17 protein-coding genes are annotated in these 21,245 nt (G+C 66.6%); 13 read left to right on the top strand and 4 right to left on the bottom strand.

Going from position 1 to position 21,245, the window contains the following annotated elements; genetic code table 11:
• Window positions 1-53 precede the first annotated feature (53 nt).
• The 7 genes from WKW82_RS06245 to WKW82_RS06215 all read left to right on the top strand — a co-directional run bounded on the left by WKW82_RS06245 (window position 54) and on the right by WKW82_RS06215 (window position 8,562).
• Window positions 54-1,010 (top strand): VOC family protein, encoded by a 957-nt coding sequence (locus WKW82_RS06245; RefSeq protein WP_340341378.1) that lies wholly within the window; start codon window positions 54-56, stop codon window positions 1,008-1,010.
• 24 nt (window positions 1,011-1,034) lie between these two features.
• Window positions 1,035-2,657, top strand: coding sequence for a bifunctional 3-(3-hydroxy-phenyl)propionate/3-hydroxycinnamic acid hydroxylase MhpA (gene mhpA, locus WKW82_RS06240; protein WP_340341377.1), 1,623 nt, complete (start codon window positions 1,035-1,037; stop codon window positions 2,655-2,657).
• A 32-nt stretch (window positions 2,658-2,689) separates the two neighbouring features.
• Window positions 2,690-3,940, top strand: a complete 1,251-nt coding sequence (locus WKW82_RS06235; RefSeq protein WP_340341376.1) for an MFS transporter — start codon at window positions 2,690-2,692, stop codon at window positions 3,938-3,940.
• Window positions 3,941-4,126: 186 nt separating this feature from the next.
• On the top strand, window positions 4,127-5,110 hold the full coding sequence (locus tag WKW82_RS06230; protein WP_340341375.1) for an MBL fold metallo-hydrolase: 984 nt from the start codon (window positions 4,127-4,129) through the stop codon (window positions 5,108-5,110).
• Window positions 5,111-5,314: 204 nt separating this feature from the next.
• Window positions 5,315-5,779: a (2Fe-2S)-binding protein gene (locus tag WKW82_RS06225; RefSeq protein ID WP_340341374.1), complete on the top strand. Its 465-nt coding sequence runs from the start codon at window positions 5,315-5,317 to the stop codon at window positions 5,777-5,779.
• A 53-nt stretch (window positions 5,780-5,832) separates the two neighbouring features.
• Window positions 5,833-8,133, top strand: a complete 2,301-nt coding sequence (locus tag WKW82_RS06220) for a xanthine dehydrogenase family protein molybdopterin-binding subunit (protein WP_340341477.1) — start codon at window positions 5,833-5,835, stop codon at window positions 8,131-8,133.
• 6 nt (window positions 8,134-8,139) lie between these two features.
• On the top strand, window positions 8,140-8,562 hold the full coding sequence (locus WKW82_RS06215) for a secondary thiamine-phosphate synthase enzyme YjbQ (RefSeq protein ID WP_340341373.1): 423 nt from the start codon (window positions 8,140-8,142) through the stop codon (window positions 8,560-8,562).
• Between the two features lie 32 nt (window positions 8,563-8,594).
• Here the strand turns inward: WKW82_RS06215 and WKW82_RS06210 are convergent, their stop codons facing one another.
• Window positions 8,595-9,953 (bottom strand): NUDIX domain-containing protein, encoded by a 1,359-nt coding sequence (locus tag WKW82_RS06210; RefSeq protein ID WP_340341372.1) that lies wholly within the window; start codon window positions 9,951-9,953, stop codon window positions 8,595-8,597.
• A 157-nt stretch (window positions 9,954-10,110) separates the two neighbouring features.
• Between WKW82_RS06210 and WKW82_RS06205 the strand changes: the two genes are divergently transcribed.
• Entirely contained in the window at window positions 10,111-12,465 is a 2,355-nt protein-coding gene (locus tag WKW82_RS06205; protein ID WP_340341371.1) for a fatty acid cis/trans isomerase, read from the top strand.
• Window positions 12,466-12,604: 139 nt separating this feature from the next.
• On the opposite strand, the gene WKW82_RS06200 is transcribed toward WKW82_RS06205, so the two are convergent.
• On the bottom strand, window positions 12,605-15,229 hold the full coding sequence (locus WKW82_RS06200; protein WP_340341370.1) for an MGH1-like glycoside hydrolase domain-containing protein: 2,625 nt from the start codon (window positions 15,227-15,229) through the stop codon (window positions 12,605-12,607).
• A 143-nt stretch (window positions 15,230-15,372) separates the two neighbouring features.
• On the opposite strand from WKW82_RS06200, the gene WKW82_RS06195 reads away from it, so the two are divergent.
• The 4 genes from WKW82_RS06195 (at window position 15,373) to WKW82_RS06180 (ending at window position 18,880) form a co-directional block, all read left to right on the top strand.
• Window positions 15,373-16,308 (top strand): DUF1254 domain-containing protein, encoded by a 936-nt coding sequence (locus tag WKW82_RS06195; protein ID WP_340341369.1) that lies wholly within the window; start codon window positions 15,373-15,375, stop codon window positions 16,306-16,308.
• Between the two features lie 20 nt (window positions 16,309-16,328).
• Window positions 16,329-17,432 carry a porin gene (locus WKW82_RS06190; RefSeq protein ID WP_340341368.1) on the top strand — a complete coding sequence of 368 codons (1,104 nt, stop codon included), beginning with the start codon at window positions 16,329-16,331 and terminating at the stop codon, window positions 17,430-17,432.
• A 178-nt stretch (window positions 17,433-17,610) separates the two neighbouring features.
• The gene (locus WKW82_RS06185; protein ID WP_340341367.1) at window positions 17,611-17,802 is read left to right on the top strand and encodes a hypothetical protein; all 192 of its coding nucleotides are present in this window, start codon (window positions 17,611-17,613) and stop codon (window positions 17,800-17,802) included.
• Window positions 17,803-18,211: 409 nt separating this feature from the next.
• Complete coding sequence (locus WKW82_RS06180; protein ID WP_340341366.1) at window positions 18,212-18,880, top strand: response regulator transcription factor; 669 nt, start codon at window positions 18,212-18,214, stop codon at window positions 18,878-18,880.
• 34 nt (window positions 18,881-18,914) lie between these two features.
• Here the strand turns inward: WKW82_RS06180 and WKW82_RS06175 are convergent, their stop codons facing one another.
• Together WKW82_RS06175 and WKW82_RS06170 are read right to left on the bottom strand one after the other, a co-directional pair.
• Window positions 18,915-19,361, bottom strand: coding sequence for an outer membrane lipoprotein (locus WKW82_RS06175; RefSeq protein WP_340341365.1), 447 nt, complete (start codon window positions 19,359-19,361; stop codon window positions 18,915-18,917).
• 123 nt (window positions 19,362-19,484) lie between these two features.
• On the bottom strand, window positions 19,485-20,267 hold the full coding sequence (locus WKW82_RS06170) for a hypothetical protein (RefSeq protein WP_340341364.1): 783 nt from the start codon (window positions 20,265-20,267) through the stop codon (window positions 19,485-19,487).
• Between the two features lie 123 nt (window positions 20,268-20,390).
• Here WKW82_RS06170 and WKW82_RS06165 point away from each other — a divergent pair, with 123 nt between their 5' ends.
• Window positions 20,391-21,233 carry a M15 family metallopeptidase gene (locus WKW82_RS06165; protein ID WP_340341476.1) on the top strand — a complete coding sequence of 281 codons (843 nt, stop codon included), beginning with the start codon at window positions 20,391-20,393 and terminating at the stop codon, window positions 21,231-21,233.
• Window positions 21,234-21,245: the final 12 nt, after the last annotated feature.

The raw sequence follows: 21,245 nt of genomic DNA, 5'->3' as shown, positions 1-21,245 counted from the left end.
AGCCGGCGAGGGCGGAGCTTTGCCCGCCGCCAGAGCCAACAAGGAGACAACGCATGACTGCAACGACAAGCCATCGCAGCGACAACGACTTCCTGGCGGTGCACTCCGTCGACGAATTCGTCTACAGCGTGCCCGACCTGGAACAGGCGCGCCATTTCTACACGGCCTTCGGGCTCGATGTGCGCGACGAGGGCGACGCACTGGCGCTCTACACCTTCGGGCATCCGCATCGCTGGGCCCGCGTGTTGAAGGGCGGCGACGCCAAGCGGCTGGCATGGATCAGCCTTGGCATCCACGCATCGGATGAGGCGCGCTTCCGGCAGCACCTGGCGGCCAAGGGCGTCGCGACGATTGCGGCCCCTGCGCATGCCGATACCGGCGGCATCTGGATCGAAGGCCCGGACGCGATCCCTCTCCAACTGCGCGTCGCAGCGAAGTCCTCGCCGTCGCAACCGGCGCCGCGCGAATTCCCGCCGGTGAACGGCAACGCCGGCCGGTCGCCGAGCCGCAGCAAGGCGAAGGCTGCGCGCCCGTTGTACCTCTCGCACATCCTGCTGTTCAGCGCCGATGTCGATGCAGCGCGCGCGTTCTACGAAAACGTGCTGGGCCTGCGCCTCTCCGACAAGTCGGGCTCGGTCATCGCTTTCCTGCACACGCCGCACGGCAGCGATCACCACCTGATCGCGCTGGCGTTGTCGAACGGCGGCGGATTGCACCACAGCAGCTGGTGCGTGCCGTCGATCGACGAGGTCGGGCAGGGCACGCAGCAGATGGCGGAGGCCGGCTACGCGCAGGGCTGGGGCGTGGGCCGCCACGTGCTCGGCTCCAACTACTTCCGCTACGTGCGTGACCCGTGGGGCAGCTATGCGGAGTACTCCTTCGATATCGACTACGTCGAGGCCGGCAACACCTGGCCTGCGGCCGACCACCCGGGCGAGGACTCGCTCTACGTCTGGGGCCCATCGCTTCCCGAGGATTTCATCGTCAACCACGAAACGGCTGCTCGCTGAGCGCGCGGCACAAGGAGACTCGTCATGAACAGCAGCAACATCCCCTTCTACGACGTCGTGCAGATCGGCTACGGCCCGGTCAGCGAGATCATGGCCCTTTCACTCGCCCGTCAAGGCCACAAGGTTGCCATCTTCGAACGCTGGCGCGAGCGCTATGCGCTGCCGCGCGCCGTGTGCATCGACCATGAGCTGTACCGCGTGCTCTCCGCGCTCGGGATGAGCCAACAGTTGCCAGCCGTGAGCCATGCCGGCCCGCACTACAAGTGGTTCAACGCGGAGTGGAAAGAGCTGCTTTCCATCGACTGGGAATCCGAGTCCATCTCCGGCGGCCCCGAGGTCAACTTCGTGCACCAGCCCACGCTGGAGAAGATGTTCGAGGAAGTCGTGCAGGCGCGCCCCGAGGTCACGCTGAACCTGGGCTGGGAAGCCATCGAGGCGACGCAGACGGCCGACTACGCACAGCTGGTGGTGCGCGACACCGAATCCGGCGAGACGCGCACCGTCCGCTGCAAGTACCTGATCGGTGCCGACGGTGCCAACAGCCTGGTGCGCCAAGCCATTGGCTCGACGCAGGAAGACCGCGGCTTCGAAGCCGACTGGCTGGTGATCGACGTGCTGCCGAATGAGGGCGTAACGCTCGACATCCCGCCGGCCGCCCAGTACTGCAACCCGGTCCGCCCGACCACCATCGTGCCGGCCGGTATCAAGGACGGCCGCTACTTCCGCCGCTGGGAGTTCATGCGCCTGCCGCACGAGACCGCCGCGGAACTGGAGCACGAACACGTCGCATGGGACCTGCTCGAACCGTGGGTGAAACGAGACCAGGCCACCATCGTGCGGCACAAGGTCTACACCTTCCGCTCGCTGCTGGCCAACACCTGGCGCAAGGGCCGCATGCTGATCGCCGGCGATGCGGCGCACGTCATGCCGCCCTTCATGGGCCAAGGCATGTGCGCCGGCCTGCGCGACGACTGGAACCTCGCCTGGAAGCTCGACCTGATCCTGAAGGGCCACGCCGAGGACACGCTGCTCGACACCTACCAGCCCGAACGCCGCCCGCATGTGAGCGATGTGATCGACCTGTCGATGTTCCTCGGCAAGATCATCTGCATTCCCGATGCCGACAAGGCGGCCGAGCGCGACGAAGCCTTCTTCAGCGGCAAGGTGCCGCCGCCGCCCGCGTTCCCCTCGCTGACCGACGGCATCCTGCGCCGCGATGCGAGCGGTGCCGTGCAAGCGCCTGCCGGCCTGCTGAGCCCGCACGGCACGGTGCGCTCGGGTGAACGCCAGGGTCGCTTCGATGAGGTCGTGGGCCTCGGCTTCGTGCTCGTCTCGCGTGGCAGCGCGCCGTCGCTCGGCGCATCGCAGCGCGCGTTCCTCGATGCGATCGGTGCGAAGCGCGCGGTCGTCGGCAACATCGCGGCGCAGGGCACGCTGGTCGATGTCGACCACAAGTACCTGCCCTACATGGAACAGCACGGCATCCAGACCATGCTGGTGCGCCCCGACTTCTATCTCTATGGCGCGACCGCCGATGCCAGCGGCGTCAACGATCTCGTCGACGACCTCGCCGCCGACCTGAAGCGCCATGGTGTGCATGTGCAAGCCGGGCAAAGCGAGCAAGCACCACAGGCGCTCGCCGCCTGAGCAAGCACCTGAACACCAAGGAGACAAGCACGATGAACACCTACGTCGCAAGCCAACCCGTCACCGCGCCGTCGAAGTCCCGCTGGGACGTCAGCTACGAATGGAAAGCCGTCGCGCTGCTGTGCCTGGGCTTCGGCCTGGTCGGCATCGACCGCTTCATGATCCTGCCGCTGTTCCCGGTCATCGCGAAAGACCTGAACCTCAACTACCAGCAACTCGGCCAGGTGACCGGCGTGCTGGCCATCGCCTGGGGCGTGGCCGCGCTGTTCATGGGCAACCTGTCGGACCGCTTCGGGCATCGCAAGGTGATCATCCCCGCGATCATCGTGTTTTCGCTGCTGGCCGGCTTCAGCGGGCTTGCGACCGGCGTGATGAGCCTGATGTTCATCCGCGCCCTGATCGGGTTCGCGGAAGGAGCCTACACGCCGTCGAGCATCGTCGCGACGCTGGATGCCTCGAAGCCTTCGCGGCAAGGCATGAACATCGGCATCCAGCAGGCCGCGCTGCCGCTGTTCGGGCTGGGCATCGCGCCGATCATGGTGACGCAACTGCTCAAGGTGGTGGAATGGCACTGGATCTTCGCGATGGTGTCGATCCCGGGGCTCCTCATCGCGTACCTGCTGTATCGCATGCTGCGCAACACGCCGGCCGCTGTCGCCGCGACGCATACATCGACGCATGACGCCTCGCCGCACAAGTGGTCCGACGTGTTCAAGTACCGCAACGTGCCGCTCAACATGATCGGCATGCTGTGCTGGCTGACCAACATGGTCGTGCTGAGCGCGCTGCTGCCCAGCTACCTGATCGACTACCTGCACCTGTCGCTGGAGCAGATGGGCCTGGTGCTGTCGGCGATCGGCTTCGGCGGCACGATGGGCACGCTGGTGATGCCGGCGCTGTCGGACCGCATCGGTCGCAAGCCGGTGATGATCATCTCGGTCATCGGCGCGGCCATCGGGTTGTACTTCCTGATGCACACCGGTGCGCAGCCCTGGAGCCTGTTCGCCTGGCTGTTCGTCACGCTGTTCTTCATCTTCAGCATGATCTGCCTGACCGTCGGCCCGCTGAGCGCGGAGTCGGTGCCGGCGAAGCTGATGTCGACGGCCTCGGGCATCGTGGTCGGCACGGGCGAGATCTTCGGCGGCGGCATTGCGCCGGTGATCGCGGGCTACGTGGCACAGCACTTCGGCATTCAATACATCATGCACCTGGCGGCCGTGGCGTTGGTGATCGGGTTCTTCGTGGCGTTGCTGCTCAAGGAGACCGCGCCCGGGAAGACTTGATCTGCCGCTGGTCTCCATGCTTCGCGCGCTCCTCAGCGCCCTGTCGGGGGCAACACCAGCGGCCCGAATCGCTGTTGATCGCTCCCGGCTCCGCTTCGCTTCGCCAACCTCCGACCCGGAGCGCATCAGCGCCTCGCAAGGCCGGGTTCGTCGCATCTCGCCTCACTCATCCAATCGATCGTTCCAATGAACACGCTCTCCTTCGCCCGTCGCGCCCTCGGCGCACTCGCCTTCGCATGCGCCGCTGTCACCGCGCACTCCGCTCCCCTCAACGTCACATTGCTCGGTACCGGCAGCCCCGTGCCCAGCAACGTGCGCTTCAGCCAATCGATCCTGGTCGAGGCCGGCAAGGAGAAGCTGGTGTTCGACCTCGGTCGTGGCGTCACCATCCGGCTCGCGCAACTGAACATCCCGTTCAAGGACGTCACGGCCAGCTTCATCACGCACTTTCATTCGGACCACCTGGTCGGCCTGCCTGACCTATGGCTGACGGGCTGGCTGCCCACGCCCTTCGCTTCGCGCAGTACGCCCATGGTCATCTACGGACCGAAGGGCACCGAAGCCATGACGAAGAACCTCACGGCCGCCTTTGCCGAGGACATCCGCACGCGCATCGCCGACGAGAAGCTGCCGCCCGCGGGCATCGCCTTCGACGCGCACGACATCGCAGCCGGCGTGGTCTACGAGCGCAATGGCGTCAAGGTCACCGCCTTCCCGACGCACCATGGCGACCTCATCGAACACAACTTCGGCTACAAGATCGAGTACGAGGGCAAGAAGGTCGTGATCTCCAGCGACACCACCTACGACGAACGCATCGCCGCGCAGGCCAAGGGCGCGGACCTGCTGATCCACGAGGTGGCGGACATCGATCCCGAACTGCTGAAGGCCTACCCGCGCTTCAAGGAAATTGCGGCGCACCACACCACGCCGGAAGAGGCTGGCCGAATTTTCTCGCTGGCACGGCCGAAGGTGGCGGCCTTCACGCACATCATCGTGCTCAAGGCGAACGCGCCGCTGGACATCCCGCCGACCGAGGTGCTGGCGCGCACGCGCACGACGTACGACGGCCCGCTTGTCCTGGGCGAAGACCTGACGCGATTCGAGATCGATGCAGAGGTCAAGGTCTTCGACGCGAAGAGGCAAAGCATCGATCCGGTCGCGCCCTGAATCCCATCTTCAGGGCAGTTGTACTCCCCAGTCCCCGGCAGCACAATCGCGCGGAGCGCAACATGCGCGCTCGATGCCAGGGCCGTCGACAGTGCGCGCCTGCCTCGGCCCGCACCTGAAGACGGGACAGCGTGGTCGAGGCTGGGTCCGGCGAGCAGTCGATCAACGGCTTGTGATTTCCACCCACCTTGGAAGTACCTCACGATGACCATGTTGACTATCAATGGCAAGGCGACCACCGTCGCCGCGCCGGATGACACGCCGCTGCTCTGGGTCTTGCGCGACCATGTCGGCCTGACCGGCACCAAGTTCGGCTGCGGCATGGCGCTGTGCGGCGCCTGCACCGTGCATCTCAACGGCGCGCCGGTGCGTGCATGCCAGACGCCGCTGTCCGCGGCGGTGGGCAAGAAGATCACGACGATCGAGGGGGTCGGCGCCAGCCCCGCCGGCAAGGCGGTCCAGGCGGCGTGGATGAAGATCGGTGTGCCGCAATGCGGCTATTGCCAGTCCGGCCAGATCATGAGCGCCACCGCGCTGCTGCAGACCAACCCCAAGCCAAGCGATGCCGACATCGACGCCGCGATGAGCGGCAACATCTGCCGCTGCGGCACCTACACCCGGATCCGCTCGGCGATCAAGTCGGCTGCCGGCATGGGAGATGCAGCATGAACGCGCGTCGCCAACCCCATTCGCTCGCCGACTACGTTGCAGCCGGCGGCTCGATGGACACGCCGCCTGTTCCCTCGGCGGGCACCAGTCGCCGCCGCTTCCTCCAGGCGGCGCCCCTGACAGGCCTTGTGCTGTACGTCGGCCTTCCCGCCATCGGCGTCGCTGCCGATGCGCCTGCGAAGTACGGCGGCGACGGCATGCCGGAAGGCCTGCGCGACAGCCCGAAAATCTTCGTCTCGATCGCACCGGACGGCACCGTCAGCATCGTCGTCAACCGCTCCGAGATGGGGCAGGGCGTGCGCACCAGCATCCCCAAGATCGTGGCCGATGAACTGGAGGCCGACTGGAAGCGCGTGCGCGTGGTGCAGGCGCCGGGTGACGAAGCCAAGTATGGCAACCAGGACACCGACGGCTCGCGCAGCACGCGCCACTGGTTCGATCCGATGCGGCGCTGCGGCGCCAGCGCGCGCGTGATGCTCGAACAGGCCGCGGCCGCGCGCTGGAAGGTGCCGCTCGACTCGGTGCAGGCCAGGAACCACGAGGTCGTGCACAAGCCCAGTGGGCGCAAGCTCGGCTATGGCGCTCTTGCACTCGCCGCGGCCAAGCTCGACGTGCAGGCACCGGCCTCGGTCAAGCTGAAGGATCCGAGCCAGTACCGCTACATCGGCAAGGAGGACACCTTCCTGACCGACGGGCAGGCGATCGCGACCGGCAAGACCTGGTTCGGCATCGACACTCGCCTGCCGGGCATGTTGTATGCGGTGATCGCGCGCCCGCGGGTGCTCGGCGGCAAGGTCAAGAGCTTCGATGCCACGGAGGCGTTGAAGGTGCCTGGCGTGGTCAAGGTCTTCGCAATGGAAGGCACGCCGCCGCCCTCGGAGTTCCAGCCCATCGGCGGCATCGTCGTGGTCGGCAAGGACACCTGGGCGGCGATCAAGGGCCGTAGCCTGCTCAAGATCGAGTGGGACGATGGGGCGCACGCGAGCTACAACTCGCCCGCCTTCAGGGCCGAACTCGAGCAGGCCGTGCTGAAGACCGGTGGCAAGGAAGTGCGCAACGAAGGCGACACCTACGCTGCGCTGTCCAAGGCCGCGAAGAAGGTCGAGGCCAATTACTACGTGCCGCACTACGCGCATGCGTCGATGGAGTGCCCGGCGGCGACCGCGCGCATCGTCAACGGCGCCTGCGAGGTCTGGGCCTGCACGCAATCGCCGCAGGCCTCGCGCGACCGCGTTGCGAAACGGCTCAACCTGGCGGCGGACAAGGTCACGGTCAACGTGACGCTGCTGGGCGGCGGCTTCGGGCGCAAATCGAAGCAGGACTTCGTGGTCGAGGCCGCGCTCACATCCAAGGAAATGGGCGGCCAGCCGGTCAAGCTCACCTGGACGCGCGAGGACGACCTGCACCACGACTACTTCCACACCGTCTGCGCGCAGCACCTGGAGGCAGGCCTGGACGCCAACGGCAAGGTCACGGCGTGGCTGCATCGCACGGCGGAACCCACGATTGCGTCGATCTTCGCGCCGGATCCGAAGACGCTGGCGACCTTCGAATTGGGGCTGGGCCTTGTCGGCTTGCCTTACGCGATCCCGAACATCCGCATCGAGAACCCCGAGGCGACTGCGCATGCGCGCATCGGCTGGCTGCGTGCGGTCAACAACATCCAGCATGCGTTCGCTTCGCAGTCCTTCATCGCCGAGATCGCGCAGGCGCAAGGCAAGGACCATCGCGACCTGCTGATCGAGTTGCTGGGGCCGGACCGGCTGATCGATCCGCGCAAGATCGGCGACGGCTGGAACCATGGCGAGTCGCCCGAGCGCTATCCGGTCAACGTAGGCCGGCTGCGCGGGGTGATCGAGCGCGCGACGAAGGAAGCGCAGTGGGGCCGCAAGCTGGGCAGCGGCAAGGGGCTGGGCCTGGCGGCGCACTACAGCTTCGTGACGTACGTCGCCGCTGTCGTGGAAGTGAGCGTCGATCCCTCGGGCGACATCCTGATCCCGCGCATCGACGTGGCGGTGGATTGCGGCCCGACGGTCAACCCTGACCGCGTGCGCTCGCAGATCGAGGGCGCTTGCGTGATGGGCCTGAGCCAGGCGGTGGTCAGCGAGATCACCTTCAAGAACGGCCGCGCCGAGCAGGACAACTTCCACCAGTACGAGGTCATGCGCATGAACCTGGCGCCGAAGAAGATCGTCGTGCACATCATGCCCTCGACCTATGACGTGCCGCTGGGCGGCGTGGGTGAGCCAGGGGTGCCGGTGATCGCCCCGGCGCTGATGAATGCGATCGCGGCGGCGACCGGCAAGCGCATCCGGCAGTTGCCGCTGCGTGCTCAGCTGGCCAACGTGACCTGAAGTCGGATGCTCCAGCAGTTCACCACGTCCCTTGTCTTCCAGACGCGCGGACGTGGGTTGCTGGAGGTCACTTCAGAGGTGGCCGACTGGGTGGCCGAGGCCGGTGTTGCCGAAGGTCTGTTGACGGTCTTCGTCAGGCATACCTCGGCAAGCCTGTTGATCCAGGAGAACGCGGACCCCGATGTGCGCGGCGACCTGGACCGCTTCTTCGCGCGCCTGGTGCCGGACGGCGATCCCTTGTTCCGTCACCGTGACGAAGGCGCGGACGACATGCCGGCGCATGTGCGTGCGGCGTTGACGGCCGTGCAGTTGTCGATCCCGCTGTCCGGTGGCCGCCTGGCGCTCGGGACCTGGCAAGGCATCTACCTTTGGGAGCACCGGACGCGCCCGCATCGGCGCGAGTTGGTGTTGCATCTGCTGGGGTCGTAGGCGGGCTCCTTGGCCCGAAGCCCTTTGCACGCTCAGCGAGCGGTCGGCCGCATGAATCCTGTGGCCGGCAGGATCCAGTCCACGGCATCGCGCAAGCGGGAAGGCACCGTGGAGCCGCCGCCCGTGAAAAGCAATCGCTCCTCGACCAGCAGGAAGCGGAGGGCGTTCGCATCCTGGGTGTCGACCACCGCACGGATCGTCGCACCGCCCACTTCCAGTGCATCTTCCGCTGAAGCTTGGATCGCACGGGCTTCCGGCCACACGGCCCGCAGGCTTTCAATGGTCCCTGCGTCCAGGCGTCCGCGCGCTCCGGTCGAGAGGATCCACCGGACCGGACCCGGCGCCGCACCGCGCAGCGCCGCAAAGTGCGTCGATGTCATGGGCATCGGGTCAATCAGCGCGCAGTCGCCACCCGCCTCGCCGACGAAGTAGCTGTTCAAGCCTGGTGCAGACGAGGCCCCATCCACACCATCCGTCACCCGCCAGACCCTGGGCGAGAGCGACATCGCAAGCCCCGCCTCCAGCGCGTAACGCCCGGTGCTCTTGCCATCCGGATCGATGTGCCCAAGCTCCTCATGCGCCGGCTCCTCGATGTTCACCGCGCGCTGTCCTTGTGGGCCTTGCGCGAGCCGCGGCATGTTGAGCGGGATGCGTTGCAGCGATCGCGCATGGGCCAGGCAATCCTGCGCGGTGCCCAGGAGGTCCAACTGCTGCAGGATGCGCCGCGTCACGTTCATCAGCTTGAGGCCACGCGCCGGTGACAGCGCTTCATGCGGACGCAGCCACATGTGCTCGACGGTTTCGCGTCCATCTTCGCGGACCGCTTGCGCAGGCGGCATCAAGGCCGCGAAGAAGCGCGTGTCGAAGCGGCGCGGCATGCCGGGCGGCGTGAGCCAGTGGGCGAAGTAGGTCAGGTGATCGACGGCCAGGCGCCAGCCCCGTTGCTCGCACAGCTCCAGCAACGCATGCGTGCCTTGCTCGGCGGCAGCGCGCATGGCTGCGAGTTCCTGCGCCGGCAGGCCCGCCAGGTCGACCAGCTTGCCGTCGGCATCGCTGGCGAACAGCACGCCGGCCTCTTCGAAGCATTCGCGAATGGCAGCGGCGTAGTAGTCGAGCCCGCCCGCGTTGATCGACAGGCGCTCGCTTGCCTTCGCGTCGTCCAGGCCGGCGCAGTGGCTGTGCAGCGTGCGGTCGTGCGCGTCCAGCACACCGCCCGGAAACACGCTGGCGCCGCTGTTCTGGTCGTTGGCCTTTTCGGCGCGGCGCAGGAGCAGCACCTCGAGCCCCTCGGGTCCGTCGCGCAACACAAGCAGCGTGGCGGCGGCGCGTATCGGTCGCGGTGTCGATGGTTGCAGGGTCGGAGAGCTGGGGGCGGTGGTGTGGGCTTGCATGACTCGCAATTGTCGATGGCAAGCTTGGCCGATCCAAGCGGCGCCTGTCGCCTCCGAGGCCGGCTCGCGCCTCCGGCATGCGATTTGCGTGTGACATCGCGAACGGTTGGGCTGGGTGAGAATTGCCGCGACCAACTTCGTGGGGACCCATCTCGTGATGAGCAAACGAATACTGTGGCCGATCGTGATCCTCCTGGTTGCCGCATGCGCGACGCTTGCAGGAGGCCGCTTCGACAAGCTGTTCGGCCCGGCCGATCCAACGCGCTTCGACGCGCGTCCCGCCGGCCCGGCATCGGGCGACTACGTCCGGGCGGTCCAGCCCATCCTCGACCGGCGCTGCGTCGTCTGCCATGCCTGCAACGACGCGCCGTGCCAGTTCAAGGCCACGAGTTGGGAAGGGATCGCCCGCGGCGCCAGCAAGACGCCGGTCTACGATGCGACCAGATTGCTTGCCGCGGAGCCTTCGCGCCTGTATGTCGATGCCGACAAGACTTCGCAGTGGCGTGAGCTCGACTTCTTCCCGGTGTTGAACGAGCACGCGGTCCAGACGCCGGAAGCCAACAAGACCGCCGGTCTCATGCACCGCCTGCTCGCGCTGAAGAAGGCCCACCCGGGCCCCACCACAGGCGTCGTCGGCGGCGGGCTGGATTTCTCGCTGGAACGCAGCGCATCGTGCCCGGCTGGCGAGGAAATCGCCCATTACGAGCGCACGGCCCCGATGGGCGGCATGCCCTTCGGCCTGCCCGCCCTCAGCACGACAGAGAACGACACGCTGACCCGCTGGCTGGCGGACGGCGCACCCGCAGCCGCGCCACCCACACCCACCGCGCTGGCCCTGCAACGTGTCGCGCAGTGGGAGCGCTTCTTCAACGGTGATTCGCTCAAGGAACAACTGTTCAGCCGCTACGCGTACGAGCACCTGTTCCTGGCCCACCTCTGGTTCGACGATGACCCACAGCGCCAGTTCTTCAAGCTCGTGCGATCGGAAACGCCGCCCGGGGAGCCGGTGCGCATCGTCCGAAGCCGCCGGCCGGTCGACAGCCCCGAGGTGGACCGCGTGTACTACCGTATCGTTCCCGAGCGCGAGACCATCGTCGACAAGACGCACATGCCTTATGTGCTGTCGGCCCAGCGGATGGCCCGATGGCGCGAGCTGTTCCTGGACCCGGCCTATGAGGTGACCCGGCTTCCCGGCTACAGCGCGCAGGACGCGGCCAACCCGTTCTCGACTTTCGCGGCATTGCCGGTGAACGCGCGCTACCGCTTCATGCTGGACGAGGCGGAGTTCACCATCATGGGTTTCATCAAGGGCCCGGTGTGCCGCGGCCAGATGGCGCTCAACGTGATCCGCGATCGCTTCTGGGTGGTGTTCGTCGCACCGGAGAAGCGCTTCGACGAGCCGCTGTCCGCGCTGCTGGCACGCGACGCCAATTTGCTGCGACTGCCCACCGGCAGCAGCAATACCAACTTGCTCGTGCCATGGGCGCAGTACGCCCGCCTGGAGAACGAGTACCTCAAGTCCCGCTCCAGCCTGCTGGCCAACGCGTTCGGCAAGAAGCGGGTCAAGCTCGACCTGGACTTGATCTGGAACGGCGACGGCCGCAACGACAACGCAGCGCTCACGGTCTTCCGCCACTACGACAGCGCCAGCGTGGTCAAGGGCCTGGTGGGTGACACGCCCCGCACCGCCTGGGTCATCGGCTACCCGTTGCTGGAGCGCATCCATTACCTGCTGGTGGCCGACTACGACGTGTACGGCAACGTGGGCCATCAACTCAACTCGCGCATGTACATGGACTTCCTGCGCATGGAGGGCGAGTTCAACTTCATCACGCTGCTGCCGCGTGCGCAGCGCGAGGCCGTGCGCGACGCGTGGTACCGCGGCGACAGCAGAAGCACGCGCGAACAGGTCTACGGCGGCCCAGGCACCACGCTGACCGCAGAGAGTGCGGTGCGCTACAAGACCGCGGATGCCAGGCAGGAACTCATGGGCCAGTTGAAGACCCGCCTCGGGCCGGTGCTGGACACGCGCCTCGATCTGGCGGTGAATGCGCCACCGGCCCTGCGCGCGCCGCTGCGCGAACTCGCCGCCATCCAGGGTGAATCCTTGCAATGGCTCCCCGAAGTGGCGCTGCTCGTCGTCGACACACCCGGCGGGCCGACGAACACCTTCACGCTGCTGCGCAACACGGCGCATGCCAGCGTCTCGCACCTGCTCGGTGAAAGGAAGGAGCTGCGGCCCGAGGAGGACACCGTCACCGTCGTGCCGGGCGTCGTCGGCAGCTATCCGAATGCGTTCTACCGCCTCGATGCCGCGCAGCTTCCGGCACTGGTCGATGCGATCCGCCAACTGCGCTCGGAGCAGGACTACACCGCCTTCGCACAGCGCTGGGCCGTGCGCCGCACCAGTCCGGTGTTCTGGGCCGTCAGCGACGACGTGATCGCGCGCTACATGCGGTCGCAGCCGCTGGAAGCCGGGGTGCTCGACTACAACCGGCTGGAAAACCGCTGAGCGTTCAAGCGTGCCCGCGGGTGCGCCCGGTCTGCAACGCATCCATCGCCGCAGCCTCCGCCCCCGCCGAAGTCAGCATGTCCCGCGTCAGCACGGCATTGGTCTGGATGATCCGCGCCACGCAGCCGGTCCAGCCCGTCTAGTGGCTGGCGCCGACGCCCGCGCCGGTGTCGCCGTGGAAGTACTCGTGGAACAGCACGAGATCACGCCAGTGCGGATCGTCCCTGAACCTGTGCGCGTCGCCATTCGCCGGCCGCGCACCGGTCGCGTCGCGCAGGAACAGCCGGGTGATGCGCTCGCCCAGTTCGTGCGCCACTTCCATCAGCGTCATCATCTGGCCGGAGCCTGTCGGGCACTCCACCTTGAAGTCCTCGCCGTAGTAGGCATAGAGGCGCAGCAGCGCCGAGACGAGCAGGAAGTTGATTGGCATCCACACCGGCCCGCGCCAGTTGGAGTTGCCGCCGAACATGCCGGAGTCGGAGTCGCCCGGCACATAGCCCACGCGGTACTGCCCGCCGCCATGCTCGAAGACATACGGGTGCTCCAGGTGTTGCCGCGACAGGCCGCGAATGCCGTGCGGGCTGAAGAACTCGCTTTCATCGAGCATGCGCGACAACAGTCGTCGCACCTTCCGCTCGTCGACGATCGCCAGCATGCGCCGGCCGCTGACGCCGGGCTGGTCGGGCAGGTGCATGCTGCCCTTGAACTCGGGATGGCGCATCAGGAACTCGCCCGCGCGCTTGCGGAAGTTGGGCAGCTTCTCGAGCATGCCCTCCTCGAAGATCGCGATCGCCGCGAGCGGCAGCAGCCCGACGATCGAGCGCACCTTCAGCCGCTGGGCATTGCCATCGGGCAAGCGCAGCACGTCGTAGAAGAAGCCGTCCTGCTCGTCCCACATCTCGTCGTTGCATTCGCCCACGCGGTCCATCGCAGCGGCGATCGACAGCGTGTGGCAATAGAACTTCTCGACGAACTCCTCGTACAGCGGCTCATGCACCGCCAGCTCGCCGGCGATGCGCAACATCTGTTGGCTGAAGAACACCATCCAAGCGGTGCCATCGGCTTGGTCGAGGTAGCCGCCGGTGGGCAGCGGCTTCGAGCGGTCGAACACGCCGATGTTGTCCAGCCCGAGGAAGCCGCCCTCGAACACGTTGGCGCCGGTGCGGTCCTTGCGGTTGACCCACCAGGTGAAGTTGACCAGCAGCTTCGAGAAGGCGTACTTCAGGAACTCGACGTCTCCGTCGTCGTCGCGATGCTCCTTGTCGACCAGGTAGAGCTGCATCGTCGCCCACGCATGCACGGGCGGATTGACGTCGCCGAAGTTCCATTCGTAGGCCGGCAACTGGCCGTTCGGATGCAGGTAGTCGTTGCGCAGCATCAGGCCGAGCTGCTGCTTGGCGAAGTCGGGGTCGACCATGCCGAGCGGGATCATGTGGAAGGCCAGGTCCCATGCGGCGTACCACGGGTACTCCCACTTGTCCGGCATCGAGATGATGTCGTCGTTGTACATGTGGCCCCAGTCGACGTTGCGCACACCCTGGCGTCGGCGCGCTTGCGGCGTTTCGGCGCCTGCGCCGTGCTCGTCGAGCCACAGGCCGACGTCGTAGTAGAAGTACTGCTTGGACCACAGCATGCCGGCGAGGGCCTGGCGCATGACGCTGGCGCGGTCGGGGTCTGCGGTCACGGCGGGCGGCGTGAGGGCCTCGTAGAACGCATCGGCCTCGTCCAGGCGCGTGGTGAACACGTCGTCGAAGTCGGCGAAGGTGCTTGCGTCCGGCCTGCGCGTGGACAGGCGCAGGCGGATCACGCGTGTCTCGCCCGCGGCCAGCGTCATCGCATGGTGCGTGGCCGCCTTGGTTCCCTGCTGCGCTGGGTTCACCGCGCTGGCGTCACCGTGCACGACGAAGTTGTGGAACGCATCCTTCACATGGGGCGATGCGTTCTGCGTACCGAACAGGCGCGCGTTGTTGGTCTCGTTCTCGGTGAACAGCAGCGGGGCGTCCGTGTCGCAACTCAGGTGGTAGTCGGCCAGTGATTCCCGGAACAACGGGTCGGTGTGATGTGCCCGCAGCGCCGCACGGCCGGGCAGGTCAATCTTCTCCAGCACCGGCTTGCTGCCACCGCCCGGCGCCGCCCAGGTGTTGCGGAACCAGAGCGTCGGCAGCACATGCAGCGGTGCGGCAACGGGCCCGCGGTTGATCGCCGTGATGCGCACCAGCACGTCCTCGGGCCCGGCCTTGGCATATTCGACGAAGACGTCGAAATAGCGGTTGTTGTCGAACACGCCGGTGTCCAGCAGTTCGTACTCGGGCTGCTGCCTGCCGCGCTGCCGATTGGTCTGGATCAGGTCGAGGTAGGGATAGGCCGCCTGCGGGTACTTGTACAGGTACTTCATGTACGAGTGCGTCGGCGTCGAGTCGATGTAGAAGTAGCACTCCTTCACGTCCTCGCCGTGGTTGCCTTCCTCGTTCGCAAGCCCGAAGGCGCGCTCCTTCAGGATCGGATCCTGCCCGTTCCAGAGCGCAAGCGCGAAGCACAGCACCTGGTGGTCGTCGCTGATGCCGCCGAGGCCGTCCTCGCCCCATCGGTAGGCGCGCGATCGGGCGTGGTCGTGGGTGAAGTAGTTCCACGCGTCGCCGTTGTCGCTGTAGTCCTCGCGCACCGTGCCCCATTGGCGCTCGCTGAGGTAGGGGCCCCATTTCTTCCAGTCCGCCTGCTTCATGCGGGCTTCGTCGAGCCTGGCCTGTTCCGCATTGGGGATCAACGCACACCTCCGGGACTTGGGGGAGAAGCGCCGAGTGTCGCGCAGGTGTTGCACTTGCGCTGCGCGTTGCACCAAGGTGCAGTTGCAGGCTCCCTACGAGACGAGTGGAAATGCGCGCTGCCAAGGGGTAGAACTGCGCCACCATGATGATCCGAAGCGAGCGCCCGCCCGACCGCTGCATCGACAACGGCACCATCCACACGCGCTACGGCGCCCTGACCTTCGACAAGGGCCAGCCGACCCTCGAATCCGCCGAGCGCCTGGCCCAGATGCTGACCTTCAGCCGCGCCGTCGACATCTACCAGCACAACGCGGAAGCCGTCGCCATGTTCCGCTTCCGGCAGGGGCTGGCCAACTCGGGCATCCGGCAGACCTGCCAGGTCGTGATCTGGAAGACCGTGCAGGACGTCATCGAAGGCTCGACGTCCGGCGTCCGCGAGAAGGTGCAGGTGTGCAACTTCCTGAACCTGCGCAACGGGCCGATCGTGATCGACGTTCCGGCCGGCATCGTGAGCGTGTTCGACGACATGTGGCGGCGCCCGGTGGGCGATGTGGGGCGTCTCGGCAGGGCCGCGGGCAAGGGCCGGAAGTACCTGGTGCTGCCGCCCGATGACCTGCAGGGCGACCGGCCCGGCTACTTCGCACTGCGCTCGCCGACCTACGGCGTGTGGATGCTGCTGCAACCGGTCGACGGCGATCCGCTGCTGGCCGTGCGTCGCTTCGCCGGGCTGCGCATCTATCCGCTGGCTCAGCAGGCAGCATGCGTGCCGGCCGTGCAGTTCCTCGACCGGTCCCACGGCCCCATCGACACGAGCGCGCCCGCCGACTACCGGTACTTCGAGCAATTGGGCGAACTGGTCGAGCAGGAACCCGCCGGTGCCGTGACGCCGCTCGAGCGTTTCCATCTCTCGCAGATCGGCATGCGATTCGGCCATCGCTTCGCGCCCGACGACACCATGAAGGCGCTGCTGGCGGAAGCCGCGTTGGTGGGCGGCGCCGCGGCGCGCATGGGTCATGCTGGACGAGTGGCCGCCCCGGCAGGGGGGCATCGGGGCCAATGGCAGCGCACGCCCGCCTGATGGGCCGGCAAGCCTGACGAATGAAATCGGCCATCCCCGGCTTTCTTGCCACTGGAGTGGCCGCCGCAGGTATCTCCGCCTTCGCGCAAACGAGCCAGACGACTGTCGACCGCACCGCCATCACGATGTTCGGCATTGCCGACGTGACGATCGGCTATGGCGCGGGCAGCACATCGCATCTCGTCCAGCTCTACAGCGGCGGCAATGCGACTTCGCGCGTGGGATTCAGGGGCTTCCAGGATCTGGGTGGCGGGCTCGCTGCCGGGTTCTGGCTGGAGATGGGCTACGTCCTGGATACCGGCCTCGGCATGGCGGGCAATACCAACAACCAGCCCGACGGCGCGACCTCATCGAATGTGATCTCGTTCAACCGTCGCGCCACGGTGAGCTTGGCCGACCGCTGGGGCGAGTTGCGATTGGGGCGCGACATCACGGCCTCGTACCGCAACCGTCAGGACATGGACCCCTTCGACAATAACGGCGTCGGCACCACCGAGCCGCAGGTCGAATCGATAGCCGGACCGACCTCGACCCGCGCGTCCAACATGATCGGCTACTTCCTGCCGCACGACCTGCACGGTTTCTTCGGCGAGGTCCAGTACTTCCTGGGTGAAAGCATCTCGGGCACAGGCTTGCCATCGTCGCGCGACGGCACGGGGTATGCCGGCCGGCTCGGATTCACCGTCGGCAACTTCGCGATGGCGGCGGCGGGGTCGAAGGTCAGCTATGCGCGCACCGCCGACTTCGGAACCGTCCGTGTGTTCAACATCGGCGCGGCTTATGACTTCGACTTCGTCAGGATGACGATCGGCTACTACCGCGACAGCGTGGACAGCGCGCCACCCGTGACCCGCAAGGGCTTCGTGCTGGGCGCCGTCTTTCCGGTGGGGCAGGATCAACTCAAGATGGCGATCTCAAGCTACGGAACACGCGAGCCCGGCGACCCGGCCACGCGCAAGCTGTCGCTCGGCTACGTCTACAACCTGTCCAAGCGCACTGCGCTCTACGTCACCGGCGCATACGTGCGCAACAGCGGCGGCGCGTCCGTCGCGTTGAACGGCGCCAGCACCGCGCCCAACGAGTCGTCGCGGGGCATGGACCTCGGGATGCGCCACAACTTTTGAGCCTCGAGGCCAGGCAGCGCCCGGCCCCGTTGCGCGCGCCACCGTATAGGGATGGCGAAGCCGCATCGACCCGAGGGCGCCGGCTCTGCGGCGCGCAGCGGCTAAAGTCACCGTCCCTCCTGCTCCCTCCGTCATGCGGTTCCAGATGCCACGATTCGCCACGCTCTTTGCCCTCGTCATGCTTGTTCTCGTTGCCGGATGCGCGTCGGGCTCTGCACCTCGTGTCACGCGGCTGGGCGATGGCGTTTTCACGTCGCCGACCATGCAGGAGGCCGAGGCCTATTGCCGCAACTTCGGCGCACCGATGCGGCTCACCGACCCCAAGCTCAAGCCGGCGCCAGGTGCCGAGCTGTCATTCCGCTGCGACTGATGCGACTTCGCCATCCATCGCATGACTGGGTCGGATCGCCTTCCCGTGCTGCCGGACCAACTGCGGCGCCCCGCCTTGTCCTGCGCGTGAATGCAAAGTCGCCGGACGCTCTCGGCGCATTCCAAGAGCGCCCGATGATTTGAAAATATTTGTGAACAGCCTTGTCCGCAGGGGGGCGGATGTGCTCCCATGACGCCCGCACTTCTTCGGAAGCACTTGCAGGGAGCAGCATGGCCTTCGGGTGGGGCGGCAGTCGGGTGACCAGGCCATGGTGTTGCTGTCCGGCCCACTAGACCAAAGGGTAGGTTGCCGCGCGCCAACCCGCCAGATTCAATAGCCGTCTACTACGACATGACAGCCGAACAGGGAGCTGGCAGCCATCGACGCGCATCGGGCGCGAAAGGTTGAGATGACCGAGAGCGACTTGTTGGACGACAGCGAGGATGCAGCGCTGGTGCGCCTCATCGACGATGACGTGGCATTCCGGCGCGAGCTTCAAGGGGTTCTTCGCGCGGCGGGGTACAGGGTGTCGGAATACGGTTCCGTCGGCGAGATGTTGCTTGACGGGATCGGGGACGCGCCGGGCTGCCTGGTGCTGGACATCCACATGCCCGGCCCGAGCGGGCTGGACCTGCAGGAAATGATTGCCACGCAACCGGAGCCCTTGCCCGTCATCTTCGTGACGGCGGAAGCCACGGTGCACGAGACCCTGCGCGCCATGAAGGCCGGCGCCGCCGACTTCTTCTTCAAGCCGGTCGACAGCGATGCATTGCTGCCGGTCGTCGCCAAGGTGATCGAGGACGACGCCCTGCGCCGCCGTGCGCGCCTGCGCCAGACCGCGCTGCAGGCCCGCTACTCGAGGCTCAGCCCACGCGAACGGCAGGTGCTCGACATGGTGGTGAACGGCGCCCTCAACAAGCAGATCGGCTGGGAGCTCGGTGCGGCGGAACGCACCGTCAAGGCCCATCGAGCACACGTCATGGAAAAGATGGAGGTCCGCTCGCTGGCGGAACTCGTGAAGGCGGTGGGGCAACTCGAAGCCCCGCTTGCATTCGCAGCGGGGCGCGGCGGGAGCTGAGGGGGGGCGCGGCTGGGAAGGGACGCGAAGGCGCTCAGCGCGGTATCACGCGCGCGCTTTCTCCGCTGCCCTCGATGAAGACGTTTTGTCCCACGCGCAAATCGGGCGCCACGGGTTGCGTGACCGAAACCAGCACGCCACTGCCAGTGCGCACGATGATCTGCTGCCCTGCCACGGGTTGCTCGTAGCGTTTCTGGACTTCATTGCCAGCGACCGCGCCGCCGATCGCGCCGACGACCCGTGCCACATCACGCCCGTTGCCGTTGCCGATCAGGCTCCCCACGGCCAGGCCACCGAGCCCGCCCACGATGGCGCCGACGCCGATCTGGTGCGAGTCCTGCAATTGCGTTGCACTGATCTGCTCGATCCGGCCCATCCGAATCTCGGGCGGAGCCGAGTTGTTCGCGCCGGGCAGGGCGCAGGCGGCGAGCGTGCCGGCCAGTGCGAGCGAGGAGATGCGGGTGAGAAAACGAGCGGTCATGAATTTCACTTTCAGTGGAGGATCAGATCTTTGATGCAATGCTGCCCAGCCCTGCGTGCGCAGCCCGGCGCAGAGGCGAATCCGCTGCGCGACAACCGTGTGGGCGAACCGAGGTGCGACGACCTACTGCGGGCCGCCACCATTGCGCCGCAACATCGCAGCCAACAGGTCGGTGTCCGGATCGGTGTTCTTCCGCGCGGTCGCTGGGGCGCTGCTCGTCTCGCGGCGCTTGTCCTCGCGTCCCTTCGCAACGGTCGTGCTGTGGGGCTTTCCCGGTGCGTGCGCCTTGCCCCGCGTCGCTACCATGTGGGCGGGTTGGCGGGCCTGCTTGTCCGTCGTTTGTTTCCGAGCGGGCTTGGGTGCCGCGACTTTTCGGGGCTTGTCCGATCCGATTTTCGATGCGCCTGTCGCCGCCTGCGCAGCCACCGCCACAGAGGCTGCGGCCACGTCCTTGGGCACATGTGCAGGCGCGTCGGTGATCTTTGCGACGTGGGTACCCGCGGCGGTGGCGGAGTCGAGGTTCAGTGCGGTGAGGGCGGGAACCGTCGGCTTCGGCGCCTCGGCTGAGACAGGCGCAGCGGCAGGTGAGGGCGTAGCAACAGGTGGACTTGCGGGCGCCGCGGCGGCTGGCGCTGGCGCCGATGCAACCACGGCTGGCGGCGCTGCTGCGACCACCGGTTTGGGCGCACCTGAAGTCGCCCAGAAGCCTGCCCCGATCCCCATCGCGACGATGCAGCACGCAACGGTGATCATCCCGCCCGAAATGCCTGGAGGCTTGTGGCCGCCAAGGTCGGCCAGCACGCGCGTGGGCTCCGTGGCGTTGCGCGGGCCGGATGGCGAGGAAGGCGCCGGGTCGATGAGGCTGGGCCGACGGCTCGCCGACGCCTTCTTGTCTGAAATGCTCATTTGTATTTCCCCCTGATGAACCTGCACTTTTCAGCACAAGGTGACAGCCGCTGCAGATTAGCAGGTTTTGCAACCAATACGCCACCCTACAATTTCCGCGTCCTCGTTCGTTCATGGTTCGGCTTGTTCGCTTTCGCGCTTTTCTTCTACTTTGTATTGATGGTGGCAGTGGCCGCCATTTTTTTTCTACCGACGGCCCGGGCGCGAGCCGTGGCGACGGTGAGCGGCGCATGGCGTTCCTTCACCAGCAACTGGCGCCGTGCCCGGCATGGCGCCGCGCGGACCTCGACCGCATCGGTTCGCGCAGCGGGCACTGCGGGCGCTGATGCGGTGCAATTCCTGGTCCGGCGCCGGCTCATGCTGTCGGGCGCCGTGGTGCTGCTTGCGATACCGGTGCTGCTGAGCGTGGTGCTGCGCAGCGGCAAGACCGTGTTCTACGAAGACGCGGCACGTGACACCGACGAGAAGGTCGAGGCCTTGCTCCGAGGCGAGCAGCTGGTGCCGCCACCCGCCTTGCCGCCCGAGGTTTTCGCGACCGCGGAAGTGGAGCAGGTGCGCCCGCTCACGAAGGAAGGCAGCCGCAACTGGGACGTGCTGGACCCCGACTTCCGCGCGCGCCTGCTGCTCGTCTACAAGGTCATGAAGGACAAGCATGGCTACGACCTGGCGCTGCTGGAGGGCTACAGAAGTCCGGAGCGTCAGGCAAAACTTGCCGCTTTGGGCGAGCACGTGACGAGAGCGAAGGCCAATCAAAGTTACCATCAGCACGGTCTGGCAGCAGACAACGCGTTCTATCGAAATGGCAAACTGGTCATTACCGAGAAGGATCCGTGGGCGATGGAAGGCTACCGCCTGTATGGCGAAGTCGCCGAATCGCTCGGGCTTGTCTGGGGCGGCCGATGGTCGTTCAAGGACTATGGACATGTGGAATACCGCAAGCCAGGTTTCAAGCTGCCACGGGATTGATTGAAATTGTGT

Origin of the sequence: Variovorax rhizosphaerae, from assembly GCF_037889975.1 — a bacterium.
Taxonomy (GTDB): Bacteria; Pseudomonadota; Gammaproteobacteria; order Burkholderiales; family Burkholderiaceae_C; genus Variovorax; species Variovorax rhizosphaerae.
This window is presented reverse-complemented; position numbering and strand designations above follow the sequence as displayed.

Coding starts and splice junctions, on each gene's coding strand:
- WKW82_RS06235 (WP_340341376.1), top strand. CDS start 2,690: ATGAACACCTACGTCGCAAGCCAACCCGTCACCGCGCCGTCGAAGTCC.
- WKW82_RS06225 (WP_340341374.1), top strand. CDS start 5,315: ATGACCATGTTGACTATCAATGGCAAGGCGACCACCGTCGCCGCGCCG.
- WKW82_RS06190 (WP_340341368.1), top strand. CDS start 16,329: ATGAAATCGGCCATCCCCGGCTTTCTTGCCACTGGAGTGGCCGCCGCA.
- WKW82_RS06245 (WP_340341378.1), top strand. CDS start 54: ATGACTGCAACGACAAGCCATCGCAGCGACAACGACTTCCTGGCGGTG.
- WKW82_RS06215 (WP_340341373.1), top strand. CDS start 8,140: ATGCTCCAGCAGTTCACCACGTCCCTTGTCTTCCAGACGCGCGGACGT.
- WKW82_RS06175 (WP_340341365.1), bottom strand. CDS start 19,361: ATGACCGCTCGTTTTCTCACCCGCATCTCCTCGCTCGCACTGGCCGGC.
- WKW82_RS06185 (WP_340341367.1), top strand. CDS start 17,611: ATGCTTGTTCTCGTTGCCGGATGCGCGTCGGGCTCTGCACCTCGTGTC.
- WKW82_RS06205 (WP_340341371.1), top strand. CDS start 10,111: ATGAGCAAACGAATACTGTGGCCGATCGTGATCCTCCTGGTTGCCGCA.
- WKW82_RS06170 (WP_340341364.1), bottom strand. CDS start 20,267: ATGAGCATTTCAGACAAGAAGGCGTCGGCGAGCCGTCGGCCCAGCCTC.
- WKW82_RS06220 (WP_340341477.1), top strand. CDS start 5,833: ATGGACACGCCGCCTGTTCCCTCGGCGGGCACCAGTCGCCGCCGCTTC.
- mhpA (WP_340341377.1), top strand. CDS start 1,035: ATGAACAGCAGCAACATCCCCTTCTACGACGTCGTGCAGATCGGCTAC.
- WKW82_RS06210 (WP_340341372.1), bottom strand. CDS start 9,953: ATGCAAGCCCACACCACCGCCCCCAGCTCTCCGACCCTGCAACCATCG.
- WKW82_RS06195 (WP_340341369.1), top strand. CDS start 15,373: ATGATGATCCGAAGCGAGCGCCCGCCCGACCGCTGCATCGACAACGGC.
- WKW82_RS06230 (WP_340341375.1), top strand. CDS start 4,127: ATGAACACGCTCTCCTTCGCCCGTCGCGCCCTCGGCGCACTCGCCTTC.
- WKW82_RS06180 (WP_340341366.1), top strand. CDS start 18,212: ATGACCGAGAGCGACTTGTTGGACGACAGCGAGGATGCAGCGCTGGTG.